The following is a 13,320-nucleotide window of genomic DNA, read 5'->3' as shown; positions in this document are numbered from 1 at the left end:
CTCAGGAAAGCGGCTTTTCGCCGATCGTCAGCGCGACATCGCGCTGTTCGCCGCCGCGCACGACACCGAGTGTCACGGCAACGCCGGCGCTGTCAGGCCCGAGCCTGCGGATCAGGTCGCGCGGGCCATGCACGGCCTCGCCATTCCATGCCACGATGATGTCGCCCAGCGAAAGGCCGGCGGCCTTGGCCGGGCCCTCGGCGTCGAGGCTCATCACCATCGCGCCATGCGCGTCGCGGTCGCGCACCGGATGCAGCCCCGCGCCGAGATAGCCGCGCGCGACGTGACCCTTTTCGCGCAAGGTCGCAACCGCCCGCTCGATCGTCTCGTAAGGCATCACCAGCGCCCGGTGGCGCGGCCCGAACAACAGCATACCGATCAGCGCGCCCTTGGCGTCGAGCACAGGACCGCCCTCGAAACGGCCGCCGGCGCCGATGGCAAGATTGATGCGCCGGTCGATGGTGCCGCCGCGCATCGAGCGCCAGGCCGGGCCGACCTCGCCGACAGAGCCCGACACGGCCAGTGCCGAACCCTGGCTGTTGCCGATGGCGATGGCGATGTTGCCGGGCCGTACCGCATCGGCCTTGACAAGTGAAGGCGCCGTGGCCCCATCAGCCGGCTTCAGCAGGGCGACGCCGGTCGATGGATCGCGGCCGATGAGTTCGGCCTTCACCGTCTTGCCAGAGGCCAGCGTCAGCTCGATCTCCTCGCCAGCCTCGACGGCTTCCTCGGCGGTGACGAAATAGCCGTCGCTCCAATGGAAGGCGCTTGCCGTGCGATGATGATTCGTGGCGAAACTTGCAATTGCCGGCGCCGCCTTGGCGGCGAGATCGGCGATGGCCTGGGAAAACGCGCTCAGATTGAAATCGCTCATATTGGTCTCCTGGGTTTCTTCATGCCCCAGATATCGCTCGGCAGCGCGCTTGGAGGTACTCGCCTGACGGCTAGTTGGCGGTTTGACTGGCCATCTGGTCAGGTCGCGACGGTTCCAGCCGCTTCGCACATATAGTGCGTGTCGCGCAAAAGTGCTCAGCGGTTTTGGGATAACGACACGCACAGGAAAAAGCCTGAAAACACGGAGCCCGCCAATGGCCCTCGCCGCCGCCAAACTCCAAACCGACGATACGCTGCTCGACGCCTATTCAACGACGGTTGCCGACGCCGTCGACCGCATCGGCCCCGCCGTCTGCCGCATCGAGCGTGTTGGCGGTCAGGGCGGCCATGGTTCCGGCTTCGTCATCGCGCCGGACGGACTGGTCGTCACCAATTTCCATGTCGTCGGCGACGCCAAGACGGTGCGTGTCTCGATGCCGGACGGCGCCTCCAGCGAGGGGCGCGTGCTTGGCCGCGACCCCGACACCGACATTGCGCTGGTACGTGCCGACGGCAGCTTTGCCGATGTCGCCCCCCTTGGCGATTCCAAGCGGCTGCGGCGCGGCCAGATCGCCATTGCCATCGGCAATCCGCTCGGCTTCGAATGGACCGTCACCTCAGGCGTGGTCTCGGCGCTCGGCCGCTCAATGCGCGCCTCCACCGGTCGGCTGATCGACGATGTCATCCAGACCGACGCAGCGCTCAACCCCGGCAATTCTGGCGGGCCGCTGGTGTCGTCGGCCGGCGAGGTTATCGGCGTCAACACCGCCATGATCCATGGCGCGCAAGGCATTGCTTTCGCCGTCGCCTCCAACACCGCCAATTTCGTCATCGCTGAGATCATCCGCTTCGGCCGCGTGCGCCGCGCCTTCATCGGCGTCTCAGCCGACACGACGAACCTGCCGCGCCGCGCAGCCCTTTTGTCGCAAGTCTCGACCAGCACGGCGGTGCGGTTGCGCAGCGTCGAGAAGAATGGCCCGGCGGCGAAGGCCGGCCTGAAGGAAGGTGATATCATCGCCGCCATCGACGGCCGCCCGGTCACCGGCGTCGACGACCTCGTGCGCCTGCTCGACGCCGAGCGTATCGGCCGCGAGACACTGTGCACCGTCGTGCGCCGCACCGGCGTCAGCCAGGTGACGGTGACGCCGGTGGCGCGCAACTGAGGTCTCGCTGCTCGAGCACCCGCCCAAGCAGCGACACCAGTAGCGCCGCCAGTTCGCCGGTCGGGTCGAGGTCGGGATCGAAGATCGTCATGTCCATGCCGATGCAGGCAGGACCGGCAACCAATGCGGACAGGATAGCGACGAGATCGTCGGGATCGATGCCGGGACTGCCGGGCGAATCCACCGCCGGCATCACCGTCTGGTCGAGCACGTCAATGTCGAGATGCAGCCAGTAGGGAGACCGCGCCAGTGTTGCCCGGGTCCTTTCCAGCACCCTCGCCACGCCAAGCTCGTGCGCGGCAAAGACGTCGATCAGCGTCATGGCGGTGGAGTTGATGTCCGGCCAGGCGAAGTTGGCATCACGGCACTCCCGTTCGCCGATCTGGATCACTCGTTCGTCGGCCACCAACGGCCCGGCAATGCCTGGCCACTCGGTCAGGAGCGGTTCGCCGCGCCCGGTGGCGAGCGCGAGATCCATGCCGGCGGCCGAGCCGAGCGTGGCATCGGCATCGTAGTTGCCGGGATGACGGAAATCGCTGTGACCGTCGACATGCACCAGGGCCAGTGGACCGGACCGCCGTGCGGCCGCCAGCGCGCCAAGCAGGATCGAACAATCGCCGCCGACGATCAGTGGAAATTCGCCCTGCCCGATCGCGCCGGCGACAAACTCGGCAAGCTCCAGATTAAACCGGCGGATCGCAGGGCCATTGCGCAGTCGGGTGCCAGGCTGCGGTTCGGTGCCGTAGGCGGGCCGTTCGAGATCGACCACCTTGGCGGGAGCAACCACCTTGACCAGGCCGGCCTCGCTCAGCGCCTGCGGCGCCCGCCATGTCCCCGGCACATGGCCGGGCCGCAGCGGGCGAAGACCAAGGTTGGACGGGGCGCGGATAAGGCAGATTTCACGCATGGAAGAGCCTGGGTTTGCCAAGCCCACCATAGGCCGCGAATGCCCGCCAGGTCACGCCGCCGGAGCCGCTGCCCATCTCTGCAGACAGTTCCTGCCAGCGACCCCATTCAGGCACCCTCGGTAAATTGCGCCTGAAACTCCGGGCTCGGCGGGATCGGCTTGATCACGTCGATCAACACGCCATTGGGGTCCTTGGTGATGAAATGCCGCTGGCCAAAGGGTTCGTCGCGCAGGCTGCACAAGATCGGCAGGCCGGCGGCGGTGATCCGTTCGTAGACAGCATCTGGGTTCCTGACCTCGAAATTGATCAGCAGACCAGACGTGCGGCCCCGCCCTTCTTCTGGGATCGTTTCATGATCGCCATGGACGATGCCAAGATTGACGCGGCGATCCTCGGCAGATTGCAAATGCACGTACCAGTCGCTCTCGAACAGCGGCTTGAAGCCTAAATGCTTGATATAGAAAGCCTTTGTGGCGGCAACATCGCCTGTCATCAGCACCGGGTAGTAGCTCGTGGTCTTCATCTTTCCTTCTCCCGTCAAATAACATACAGTCTGCATGTAGATTGAATTAACATACAGGCTGCATGTATGCAACGAGAATCCGCGCGCCGTTCCAACCGCGACCGCACCGAGGCGACGCGCGCCGACCTGATCGCCGCGGCGCGCAAATTGTTCACCGAAAAATCCTATGCCGAGACCGGCACCCCCGAGATCGTGGCAGCCGCGGGCGTCACGCGCGGCGCGCTCTACCACCACTTTGCCGACAAGCAAGCGCTGTTCGCCGCCGTGGTTGAACAGGAAGCGGCAGTTGTGGCTGACGAAATCGAGCGCGCCTCGCCGCCCTCGTTGTTTGCCCGCGACGCCCTGATCGCCGGTTCGGACGCCTATCTCGTCGCCATGCGCGCGCCCGGCCGCACGCGGCTGTTGCTGCTTGACGGGCCGGCCGTGCTTGGCCGCGCCGCCATGGACGCGATCGACAACCGGCATGGCAACCGCTCGCTTCGCGAGGGGCTTGTCGCGGCGATGCGGGCGCAGACGATGACGAGATTGCCTGTCGAGGCGCTGACCGCGCTGCTGGCTTCCGCCTTCGACCGTGCGGCCCTGGCCACCGAGGCCGGTGAGTCAGCCGAAGACTACCGCACCGTGCTCATGGCGCTGATTGATGGGCTCTCTCCAGGTCCTCCTCGTCAGGTACCTGGCCCGGCTCGAACTCGTTGAAGCAGCCGAGCTCGCGCTTGAACTGCTCGATCAGCCAGGCCGCCGCCGGCTTCGGGCTGCTGTCGTTGCGATGCATGGCAAACAGTGGCGAGTTCGCCTCCCTGAAAGCCTCGAGGTCAAGTTCCACCAGCCGGCCGCTGGCCAGGTCGTCGGCGATCAGCCAGCGCGGCAGCCCGCCCCAGCCCAGCCCCTCGCGCATCAGCATATGCTTGGTGCGCATATCCGTCAGCCGCCAGGTGCGGTAGGCGAAGACACCGAAGTCGCGCCCCTTGGTGCGTTCGGACTGGTCGGTGACGACAAGCTGGATGTGTTCGCGCGCATCCTCGATTGCGACGGGCTTCGGCAGCAACGCCAGCGGGTGACTTGGCGCGGCAGCCAGCACGATCGACATGAAGCCGATGCGCACAAGATGCACATCGTCGACTTCTCCCAGCAGGCCGCCAATGCCGAGATCGGCCTGCCCGCTGACGACGTGATCCGGGATCAACCCCAGCGAGCCTATGTGCAGGCGCAGCGTCACGGTCGGGAACTGCGCCTCGAATGCCTTCAGCACCCGAACCAATACTGGCGAGGGCAGTGCCGCATCGACCGACAGCGCGACTTCCGCCTCCAGCCCCTGATGGTAGCCGTCGGCTCGCGTGCGGATCCGCTGCAGCACGCCGACCATGCGTCGCGCATCCTCCAGCATCGCCCGGCCGATCTCGGTCAGTTGCGGCTCGCGCGTGCCCTCGCGCTCGAACAGCTTCAGTCCGAGCTGCGCCTCGAGATTGGCGATGCCATAGCTGATGACGGATTGCGCGCGGTTGAGCTTGCGGCCGGCGGCCGAGAAACTGCCGGCCTCGGCGACAGTCAAAAAGACCTGAAGTTGATCGAGCGTCGGGTTGGGCTGCATGACCATATCCACTTCATAGATGGATAGTATAGAAAATATGCCAGTTTTTCAAATGGGTCGATGGCCCCATATCCAGCGGGACAAATTAATCCAACCCCCTGGAGAGCCCCAAAATGTCTATCCTTCTCGTTACGTCGAGCCCCCGCGGCACTGCCTCGCACTCGACCCGCATTGCTACTGAATTCGCTGAAAAGCTCCTCGCTGCCGATCCGTCGAACACGCTTGTCGTGCGCGACCTCGTCGCCAATCCGTTGCCGCATATCGACGCCGACTATTCGACCGGCATCTACACTCCGGCTGAAGCCCGCACCCCGCGCCAGGCTGAAGTCGTCGGCGTCTCCGACGTTGTGCTCGACGAACTGTTCGCCGCCGACACGGTGATCCTCGCCACCGGCTTCATCAACTTCAACATCTCCTCGACGCTGAAGTCCTGGGTGGATCACATCGCCCGCTCCGGCAAGAGCTTTGCCTATGGCGAGAACGGCCCCAAGGGCCTCGTCACCGGCAAGAAGGTCTATATCGTGCTGGCTTCGGGCGGCATTTATTCCGAAGGCGCGGCCGTCCAGTTCGATCACGCCATTCCCTATCTGCGCGGCGTGCTCGGCTTCCTCGGCATGACCGATGTCGACGTCATCCGCATCGAAGGCGTCGGCATGGGCCCTGACGCGGTCACCGCCGGGCTCGCCAAGGCGACCGCCAAGGTCGATGCCGTGGTGGCGGCCAGCCAGCAGGTCTTTGCGGCCGCTTAAGCCATCAATCGTCGAATTTGAAAGGCAGGCGCCTGGCGCCTGCCTTTTTTGTGGTCAAGCGTCCTTTGCCTCAGCGACAATATCCGTCATGTCTTGCGCGATCTCGGGCAAAGGCGGCAACACCACAGCCGGATGCCGGCCTTCGCGCAGCATGAGCCCGAGACTGTAGTCGACGGCCAGCTTCATCGCACCAAGCGCGGTGCCGCCGTCTCCCAGCGAACTGACGGCGATGCGTGTCGGCCACGCAAGTTCTGCCGCGACACGCTCAACGTTTTCCGTCATCAGCGGGTTTCTGCCAACGCCGCCGCCAAGCACGATCAGGCCGGGGTCGAGCATACCGATGCAGCCGGCCGCCAGTCTGCCGATATCGGCGGCATGACGCTCGACAGCCGCCAGCGCAGACGCCGAACCCTCTCGGGCGCGCGCGAACAGATCCTTGGCCGAGTCGGGCGGCGCGCCTTCCTGCAAGGGCCAGCCGACACGGCATCGCTCGATCAGCGCCCGCGAGCCGAGATAATGTTCGAGCCCTTCACGATAGGGCGTCTCGCTGACGGACCACGGAAACGGCATGCGGCCGATTTCGCCGGCGGCGCCGCCGGCGCCGCGAAACAACCGTCCCTCGGTGATGAAGCCAAGGCCAACCCGCACCCCAACTTGCAGGAAGGCGAAGGTCTGGTGGCCCTGCGCGGCGCCGAAATGCATTTCGCCAATGGCGGCACAGTTGACGTTGTTTTCCAGGATGATCGGCACTTCGACATCGCGCCGCAGCAGGCCAAGCACGGCCGACGGTCCGCCCGGCCGGTCGAAGCGGTCGTTGGAAACAATACGCGGCACCGCCACGGCAACGGCGCGGAGCGCACGAAAACTCTTGCCCACCTTCCCCATGGTGGCATGAGTAACCGACAGCACGATGGCGCCGACGTCGTCGGGGTGGCTGGATTTGGCCTCCGGTATCGGCTCTTCCGCCGCCGACAACGGCTGCCCGTCCATCGAATAAGCGACAGCGCGCACCTGGGCTGCGCCGACATCGACGCCGATCGCATAGCCCGCGCCCGGACCGATGCCATAGATGGTTGCCGTGCGGCCAATGGCGCCGCGCTCCAGCCCGCGCGAGGCGACAAGCCCCAGTTCGCTCAATTCCGAAACCGCGGCCGACATGGTCGGCTTCGACAGGTCGAGCATCGCTCCGAGCTTCGGCCGCGTCACAGGCCCATGCGCGGCGAGCACACGCAGCACGGCGCGGGCACTGTCGGTCAGATTGGGGATTTCCGCAGCCGCCATCTCTGCCTTTCGAGCTTTGCCCTGCAAATCCTGTTGCCGTCTGCGAGAGCGAACACCGCCGCGACTCACACCTCTTCAATGCCTCATTGCCGGGCGGTTTGGCAATTTTCTCGACAACTGGCGGTTACGTCAGACTTCGGTCGGCGACCAAGGCTTCAGCTTGATATCGGTCTGGCGGTAACGGAAAACGATATCTGTGAGGCCAGCGGCATCCTGCATGTCGCCGACGATAAGCTGGATGGCGATGATCTCCAGGATGGCGTCGGCGATGGCGTTGCCAAGGGCGGGAATGGAGATCACCACCAGCCTGTCTGCAGAAGCGACGTCCGTGCGCCGCGTCACCAGCACCGAGGGGCAGCCGAACGCGGCGACATCGGTGGCGATCTTGACCTCGCGGCCGTCGCCGATGGCGATCAGTCCGGTTGCCGCATCCTGCGATTCCATCGGCCCATGCAGGTAGTTCAGCGTGTCCCATCCCGATGCCGGTACCCGAACCGCCTCACGGATCAGCATCGCCGCCTCGCCGGCATTGGCGAAGCTGACACCTGCGCCGACGATATCGATGGATGTCCTGCCCTGCAGCAGCCGTGCCGCCTGGCCGGCCGCCTGCTCGGCACCGGAAAGAACAGTGGCGACCGCGATTGGCAAACGCGCCCAGTCGAAGCTGTTGCCGGCGAGCCTGTCGATCAGCATGCCAAGCGCCAGCAAGGTGCCGGTATAGCCAGTCGAACTCGCACCATTGTCGGCGCCCGAATCCGTGGCAAGCACGGCGCCGGTCAGATCAGTCAGCGGATTGTCGCTGCCACGGCAGACGGCCAGCCGCGGTGCCTCCGACGCCTCTTGCATGACGTCGGAAATTTCCCGGCTCTGCCCCGAGGACGAAAGCGCGATGAAGGCATCCGCTGCGGCATCCGTGTGGCCATAGAGATCGGTCGGCGTGTAAGCGAAGGCCCGCATGCCGCACGCGCGCAGATAAAGCGCCCCGGCAAGGGCGGCCTGATAGCTGGCGCCAATGCCGGCAAGCCCGATCGCCTTGCCGGCAAGGACGTCGACATCGAGACCATCGAGCGACCTGGCCACCGAACGCCTGCCGATCTCAAGACTTTCCGTCTGGCGCGCCACTGCCTGGCGGTAGCCGATACGCTTCATCATTCAAACGGCTCCGATCTGTGAAGACACACTTTGGCCGGCAAGCAGCCGCCTGGCCAGCGCGACCCCGCCGAGCACTGGCGGTTCGCGTAGTAGCAGCACCTTGCTCCGTGGCGAGACTTTTGCCATCGCGTCGACAAATGCCGTCATCAACATCGGCTGCTCTGCTATGACGCCACCGCCGGCCACCACAAGAGCCGGATTGGCGCCGCGCTCGATCAGCAGTTCGACCAATGCGGCAAGCCCTGCCCCGCCTTCCCTGATCACACGGACAGCCAGCGCCGAGCCGGCGATCGCCGCGTCGAAAACGGCATTGGCATGGCGGCCCCAGACCGCCGCGCCGCGCGTTTCGTTGAGCAGGATGCCAAGCTTGGTCTGGTCGTCAGTGCCAAGTTCCCGCATCAGCGCTCCAATCAGCGGGTCGCTGGCATCCTCGCCACGGTCGAGCGCGCGGCGGATTGCCTTGGCCGCCTCACGCACAAGGGCAGGCGCGCTGCCTTCGTCACCGAGGATCCAGCCCCATCCGCCGGCAGCCAGCATCTTGCCTTCAGCCGTGCGTGCGACCGCAATCGAGCCGGTGCCCGAGACGACGCCGATGCCGTCGACATGGCCAGCGGCGGGCACCATCAGTTCGGCATCGTTGACGACCTGCACCGCGCCGCCGGTCCTGGCCGCCAGCAGCGCCTGGAAGCGAAGGCACTGCTCACCCGTGTCGCAGCCATGTGCGCCAACCGCCAGGGCAGCGGGCGCCATGCCGCCACACAGATTGACGACGATGCCGGCCAGCTTCGTGGCATCGGCCTCCATCTCACGGATGCGCCAGGTCTCGGTCACCAGCACCTCGTCGGCGATCGTACGTTCGCCCAGGCACACCATGATGCGCGTCTTGGTGCCGCCGATATCCACGCCTGCAATCATTTTCTGGGTCAACGACATCCACCGCACAAGCCGGACGAAGCGGGTTGCCGCGTCCATTCCATATTAGTTAGGAAACTTTACAAACTATCTTTCCAGACGGCAAGAACTATGATTTGATAATCGTCGTAAAAAGCGCATCAAGCGCATTGGGAGATTGCAACATGAGCAGGAGAAGGATTGGCCTGGCCCTCGCGGCCGCGTCTTTCGCATGGGGACTCGCAGCAAGCGTGGCGCATGCTACCGACATCTCGTTCTGGACCTGGCGCCAGGAAGACAAGGCCGCCTACAACGAACTTTTCGCCGATTTCACCAAGGCCAACCCGGACATCCATGTGAAGTTCGAGTCCTTCCCGGACGAGAACTATCCGACGATCGTCTCGACGGCGCTAGCGGCCGGCAAGGGCGGTGACGTCATCCACACCCACGCTTATGGCTGGCTGGAGCAGTTCGTGAAGGCCGGCTATTTCGAGCCGCAGGACATGACCACCGTGCCCTCGCTCGCCAACCAGCCCGCCGATGCACTGGTGGCCGGCACCTACCGCGCCGACAAGAAGGTCTATTCCCTGCCCTTCGCCTCGCAGACGCTCGGTCTGTTCATCAACAAGGATGTCTTCGCCAAGGCCGGGCTGACCCCTCCGACTACATGGGACGAGTTCATCACCGTCAGCAAGGCGCTCAAGGAAAAGGGCATCTATCCCCTGGCCAACGGCATGGGAACAAGCTGGTTCAACGAGATGTTCGTGGCCATCTTCACCAACCCCTTCCTCGGCCAGGACTTTGTCACCGACCTGACTTCGGGCAAGACTACCTTCAAGGACCCGCGCTATGTCGCTGCACTCGGCAAGCTGCTCGAGCTGCGCGACTACATGCCTCCCGGTTTCGAAGGCATAGACTATGAAACCGCGGGCCAGCTGTTCATCAGCGGCAAGGCGGCGATGCTGGCCGGCGGCAGCTTTGATATCGCCACCTACAGGACCCAGAACCCGGCGATCAACATGGACTTCGTTGCGCCGCCAATGGCCAAGACCGGCGACACGCCACAAGTGACGAAATTCTTCGACGGCGGTTATGCCGTCAACGCCAAGTCGGCCAACAAGGAGGCCGCGCTCAAGCTGGTCAACTGGATGGGCACCAAGGAGTTCGGCGACAAGTTCTCGGCCTTGCTCGGCAACATCTCGCCCATCAAGGGTGTCGTCATCAAGGATGAACTGCTCGCCCACGTCGCCAAGTTGAACGAGACGGCCATGCCGCATATCAATGTCGTCTACTTCCGTTTCGAGAAGCCGACGGGATCGGAGCTGCTGCAGGGCGACATCACCAAGATGATGTCGGGTTCGATCACCCCGGACCAGTTGGCCGCCGACCTGACCAACGGGCTCGCCAAGTGGTACAAGCCTTTCCAGGGCAAGTGAAATGAACAACGGCCGGCGCCACACTGCAAAAGCCTTCCCGTGGCGCCGGTCACTCTGGATCGCATCACTGCTGACGCCGGCCCTGGTGGTCATGGTGCTGTTCGTACTCTGGCCCCTGCTGTCGGCCTTCCGCCTTGCCTTCTATGAGTTCAACGGCTTGCAGCCCACCAGCTTCGTCGGTTTCGAGAACTTCCGCAAGGTATTGTTCGAGACGCCGTACAGCGACTGGACCTACAATGCGCTGAAGCACAACATCATCGCCTTCGTGGCACTGATGGTATTCGAGAATGGCACCGCGTTCCTACTCGCCTACGCATTGTTGAAGGCGTTGCCCGGCCATCGCATCCATCAGGTTATCGTCTTTCTTCCTGTCGTGCTGTCGGCGGTCATCGTCGGCTTCCTGTGGAAACTGTTCCTGCATCCACTGTTCGGGCTGGTGAACCAGACGCTGGCGCTTGTCGGCATCGGCGCCATCCCGTGGCTTGGCAATGAATCGACCGCGTTGGGCAGCATCCTGTTCACCAACATCTGGCACTGGCTCGGTTTCCCGACTTTGGTGTTGCTGGCCGGCATGCAGCGCGTCGGCAAGGAAGTGATCGAGGCCGCCCGTCTCGACGGCGCCGGCGACTATGTGCTGATGACCCGGATCATCTGGCCGTTGATTGCGCCGAGCGTCACCATCGTCACCATCCTGACCTTCATCGGCAGCTTCAACTGGTTCGAAATTCCCTATGTCATGGCTGGCCTTACCGGCTCACCCGGCGGCGCCACCGACGTGCTCGGCCTCTATTTTTACCGCACCGCCTTTGGCAGTACGACGACGGGCATCCAGGATTTCGGCCAGGGCAGCGCACTGGCCGTGATGATGTTCATCATCGTTGCCGGCGTCACCGCAATCGCGCTTCGCTACCTGCGCCGTCGCGAGATCGAACTGTGAGCGCAGCAGCCGGCAGCCGGGACCGCGGCGAATTGTTGAAGAACGGCGCCATCCAGCTGATGCTGGCGCTCAATGCCGTCATCATGATCTATCCGCTGTTCGTCATGGTGATCTCGTCCTTCAAGACCAATGCGGAGATATTCAGTTCGCCCTTCGCCATGCCGTCGAGCTTTTCGCTGACCAATGCCGAACGTGTGTGGACCGAGACCAACTTCGTCCGCTACCTCGCCAATTCGGTCGGCATCACCACGGCAGCGGTGGCTCTGATCCTCTTGTTCAGCACCATGGCCGCCTACGCGATCGCCCGCTACCAGTTCAGGCTGAGCGCGCTGGTGCTGATGTTTTTCCTGAGCGGCATGACCGTGCCGTTGAAACTGGCGATCATCCCCCTGTTCATCCAGCTGGACACGCTGGGACTGGTCGACAGCTATGCTGGCTTGGTGCTGGTCTATGTCGCCATGGGCATTCCTTCTGCGGTGTTCATCATGACCGGCTTCCTCAGAACCTTGCCGCGCGAACTGGAAGAATCGGCGCGCATGGACGGCGCCAGCGAATTTCGCATCATGCGCTCGATCATGCTGCCGCTGGCGCGCCCGGCTCTGGTCATCGTCGCGATCCAGAACGCGGTTCCGATCTGGAACGATTTCTTCTTCCCGCTGGTGCTGATCACGTCGGACGATCTCAAGACGCTGCCGCAGGGCCTCACCGTCTTCGTCGGCGAGTTCACCACCGACTGGGGCGTGCTGTTCACCGGACTGACGCTGGCGGCACTGCCCATCACCTTGCTCTACATCGTGCTCTCGAAGCAGTTCATCTCGGGCATCACCCAAGGCGCGGTCAAATAGGGCGCGGTCAAATAGACGAGGATCCTTTCAAGTGGCCAACCAGAACAAGATCATCATCACCTGCGCAGTTACCGGCTCGATCCATACGCCGTCGATGTCGCCGCACCTGCCGGTAAGCGCCGAGCAGATCGCACAGGCCGCGATCGAAGCCGCCGAGGCAGGTGCAGCCATCGTCCATCTACATGCGCGCAATCCCGCCGATGGCCGTCCCGACCAGTCGACCGAGGCCTTTGCACCCTTCTTGCAGGTGATCAAGCAGCGCTCGGACTGCGTGATCAACATCACCACCGGCGGGGCCGCGACGATGAGCGTAGAGGAACGGGTCAAGCCGGCGGCGACCTTTGCGCCGGAAGTCGCCTCGCTCAACATGGGCTCGATGAATTTCGGCCTCTATCCCATGCTGGAGCGATTCAAGACCTTCGAGCACGAATGGGAGCGGCCATATCTCGAAGGGTCGCGCGATCGCATCTTCCGCAACACCTTTGGCGACATCGATTACATCCTGCGCACCTGCGCGGAAAACGGCACGCGTTTTGAAATCGAGTGCTACGACATCGGCCATCTCTACACGCTCGCCCATTTCGTCGAGCGCGGCCTGGTCAAGGCGCCGTTCTTCGTCCAGAGCGTGTTCGGCATCCTCGGCGGCATCGGCACTCATCCGGAGGATGTCGCACATATGAAACGCACCGCCGACCGCCTGTTCGGCAATGACTACCACTGGTCGGTGCTGGGCGCCGGGCGCAGTCAGCTGCCCATCGCCACCCAGGCGATTGCGCTGGGCGGCAATGTGCGGGTCGGGCTGGAGGATTCACTGTGGATCGGCAAGGGCCAGCTGGCGAAATCCAGCGCCGAACAGGTGCGCAAGGTGCGCCAGATCATCGAGGGGCTCGGCGCCTCTGTGGCCACCCCCGACGAGGCGCGGCAGATCCTGCAACTCAAGGGCGGCGACAAGGTCTCTTTCTGAGGCGATTTTC

General features: G+C 63.9%; 14 protein-coding genes. 7 read left to right on the top strand and 7 right to left on the bottom strand.

Annotated elements, in window-relative coordinates:
• Nucleotide 1: 1 nt before the first annotated feature.
• Nucleotides 2–874 (bottom strand): S1C family serine protease, encoded by an 873-nt coding sequence (locus CGZ66_RS33850; protein WP_095091000.1) that lies wholly within the window; start codon nt 872–874, stop codon nt 2–4.
• Between the two features lie 214 nt (nt 875–1,088).
• Here CGZ66_RS33850 and CGZ66_RS33845 point away from each other — a divergent pair, with 214 nt between their 5' ends.
• Nucleotides 1,089–2,036 carry a S1C family serine protease gene (locus tag CGZ66_RS33845; protein WP_095090999.1) on the top strand — a complete coding sequence of 316 codons (948 nt, stop codon included), beginning with the start codon at nt 1,089–1,091 and terminating at the stop codon, nt 2,034–2,036.
• On the opposite strand, the gene CGZ66_RS33840 is transcribed toward CGZ66_RS33845, so the two are convergent.
• Both CGZ66_RS33840 and CGZ66_RS33835 read right to left on the bottom strand, forming a co-directional pair.
• A complete protein-coding gene (locus tag CGZ66_RS33840) occupies nt 1,999–2,943 on the bottom strand; it encodes an arginase family protein (RefSeq protein WP_206073832.1) in 945 nt (314 codons plus the stop codon). The two genes, CGZ66_RS33845 and CGZ66_RS33840, sit on opposite strands and share 38 nt — an antisense overlap.
• Before the next feature lie 107 nt (nt 2,944–3,050).
• Nucleotides 3,051–3,467 (bottom strand): VOC family protein, encoded by a 417-nt coding sequence (locus CGZ66_RS33835; RefSeq protein ID WP_095090998.1) that lies wholly within the window; start codon nt 3,465–3,467, stop codon nt 3,051–3,053.
• 66 nt (nt 3,468–3,533) lie between these two features.
• Here CGZ66_RS33835 and CGZ66_RS33830 point away from each other — a divergent pair, with 66 nt between their 5' ends.
• Nucleotides 3,534–4,163 carry a TetR/AcrR family transcriptional regulator gene (locus CGZ66_RS33830; protein WP_095090997.1) on the top strand — a complete coding sequence of 210 codons (630 nt, stop codon included), beginning with the start codon at nt 3,534–3,536 and terminating at the stop codon, nt 4,161–4,163.
• Here CGZ66_RS33830 and CGZ66_RS33825 read toward each other — a convergent pair.
• On the bottom strand, nt 4,093–5,055 hold the full coding sequence (locus CGZ66_RS33825; protein ID WP_095091720.1) for a LysR family transcriptional regulator: 963 nt from the start codon (nt 5,053–5,055) through the stop codon (nt 4,093–4,095). The two genes, CGZ66_RS33830 and CGZ66_RS33825, sit on opposite strands and share 71 nt — an antisense overlap.
• Nucleotides 5,056–5,168: 113 nt before the next feature.
• On the opposite strand from CGZ66_RS33825, the gene CGZ66_RS33820 reads away from it, so the two are divergent.
• Nucleotides 5,169–5,804 (top strand): FMN-dependent NADH-azoreductase, encoded by a 636-nt coding sequence (locus tag CGZ66_RS33820; protein WP_095090996.1) that lies wholly within the window; start codon nt 5,169–5,171, stop codon nt 5,802–5,804.
• A 54-nt stretch (nt 5,805–5,858) separates the two neighbouring features.
• Here CGZ66_RS33820 and CGZ66_RS33815 read toward each other — a convergent pair whose 3' ends face one another.
• The 3 genes from CGZ66_RS33815 to CGZ66_RS33805 form a co-directional block, all read right to left on the bottom strand.
• Nucleotides 5,859–7,085: an ROK family transcriptional regulator gene (locus tag CGZ66_RS33815; RefSeq protein ID WP_095090995.1), complete on the bottom strand. Its 1,227-nt coding sequence runs from the start codon at nt 7,083–7,085 to the stop codon at nt 5,859–5,861.
• Between the two features lie 129 nt (nt 7,086–7,214).
• Nucleotides 7,215–8,237, bottom strand: coding sequence for an SIS domain-containing protein (locus CGZ66_RS33810; RefSeq protein WP_095090994.1), 1,023 nt, complete (start codon nt 8,235–8,237; stop codon nt 7,215–7,217).
• Nucleotides 8,238–9,164, bottom strand: coding sequence for a BadF/BadG/BcrA/BcrD ATPase family protein (locus CGZ66_RS33805; RefSeq protein WP_245331345.1), 927 nt, complete (start codon nt 9,162–9,164; stop codon nt 8,238–8,240).
• A gap of 149 nt (nt 9,165–9,313) precedes the next feature.
• Between CGZ66_RS33805 and CGZ66_RS33800 the strand changes: the two genes are divergently transcribed.
• From CGZ66_RS33800 to kce, 4 genes are read left to right on the top strand one after another with little or no spacing between them, the layout of a single operon-like run.
• Nucleotides 9,314–10,564, top strand: coding sequence for a sugar ABC transporter substrate-binding protein (locus CGZ66_RS33800; protein ID WP_095090993.1), 1,251 nt, complete (start codon nt 9,314–9,316; stop codon nt 10,562–10,564).
• 1 nt (nt 10,565) lies between these two features.
• A complete protein-coding gene (locus tag CGZ66_RS33795; RefSeq protein WP_095090992.1) occupies nt 10,566–11,501 on the top strand; it encodes a carbohydrate ABC transporter permease in 936 nt (311 codons plus the stop codon).
• Complete coding sequence (locus tag CGZ66_RS33790; RefSeq protein ID WP_095090991.1) at nt 11,498–12,346, top strand: carbohydrate ABC transporter permease; 849 nt, start codon at nt 11,498–11,500, stop codon at nt 12,344–12,346. The genes CGZ66_RS33795 and CGZ66_RS33790 overlap by 4 nt, the downstream gene beginning before the upstream one ends.
• Before the next feature lie 31 nt (nt 12,347–12,377).
• Nucleotides 12,378–13,310 carry a 3,5-dioxohexanoate:acetyl-CoA acetone transferase gene (gene kce / locus CGZ66_RS33785; protein ID WP_095090990.1) on the top strand — a complete coding sequence of 311 codons (933 nt, stop codon included), beginning with the start codon at nt 12,378–12,380 and terminating at the stop codon, nt 13,308–13,310.
• Nucleotides 13,311–13,320: the final 10 nt, after the last annotated feature.

It is taken from the genome of Mesorhizobium sophorae, from assembly GCF_002270415.1.
GTDB lineage: Bacteria > Pseudomonadota > Alphaproteobacteria > Rhizobiales > Rhizobiaceae > Mesorhizobium > Mesorhizobium sophorae.
The sequence above is the reverse complement of the archived record's forward strand: the minus strand, read 5'-3'. Positions and strand labels throughout refer to the sequence as shown.

Bases quoted from the DNA above. Each gene is read 5' to 3' on its own strand.
- CGZ66_RS33850 (WP_095091000.1), bottom strand. From the start codon at position 874: ATGAGCGATTTCAATCTGAGCGCGTTTTCCCAGGCCATCGCCGATCTC.
- CGZ66_RS33845 (WP_095090999.1), top strand. From the start codon at position 1,089: ATGGCCCTCGCCGCCGCCAAACTCCAAACCGACGATACGCTGCTCGAC.
- CGZ66_RS33840 (WP_206073832.1), bottom strand. From the start codon at position 2,943: ATGCGTGAAATCTGCCTTATCCGCGCCCCGTCCAACCTTGGTCTTCGC.
- CGZ66_RS33835 (WP_095090998.1), bottom strand. From the start codon at position 3,467: ATGAAGACCACGAGCTACTACCCGGTGCTGATGACAGGCGATGTTGCC.
- CGZ66_RS33830 (WP_095090997.1), top strand. From the start codon at position 3,534: ATGCAACGAGAATCCGCGCGCCGTTCCAACCGCGACCGCACCGAGGCG.
- CGZ66_RS33825 (WP_095091720.1), bottom strand. From the start codon at position 5,055: ATGCAGCCCAACCCGACGCTCGATCAACTTCAGGTCTTTTTGACTGTC.
- CGZ66_RS33820 (WP_095090996.1), top strand. From the start codon at position 5,169: ATGTCTATCCTTCTCGTTACGTCGAGCCCCCGCGGCACTGCCTCGCAC.
- CGZ66_RS33815 (WP_095090995.1), bottom strand. From the start codon at position 7,085: ATGGCGGCTGCGGAAATCCCCAATCTGACCGACAGTGCCCGCGCCGTG.
- CGZ66_RS33810 (WP_095090994.1), bottom strand. From the start codon at position 8,237: ATGATGAAGCGTATCGGCTACCGCCAGGCAGTGGCGCGCCAGACGGAA.
- CGZ66_RS33800 (WP_095090993.1), top strand. From the start codon at position 9,314: ATGAGCAGGAGAAGGATTGGCCTGGCCCTCGCGGCCGCGTCTTTCGCA.
- CGZ66_RS33795 (WP_095090992.1), top strand. From the start codon at position 10,566: ATGAACAACGGCCGGCGCCACACTGCAAAAGCCTTCCCGTGGCGCCGG.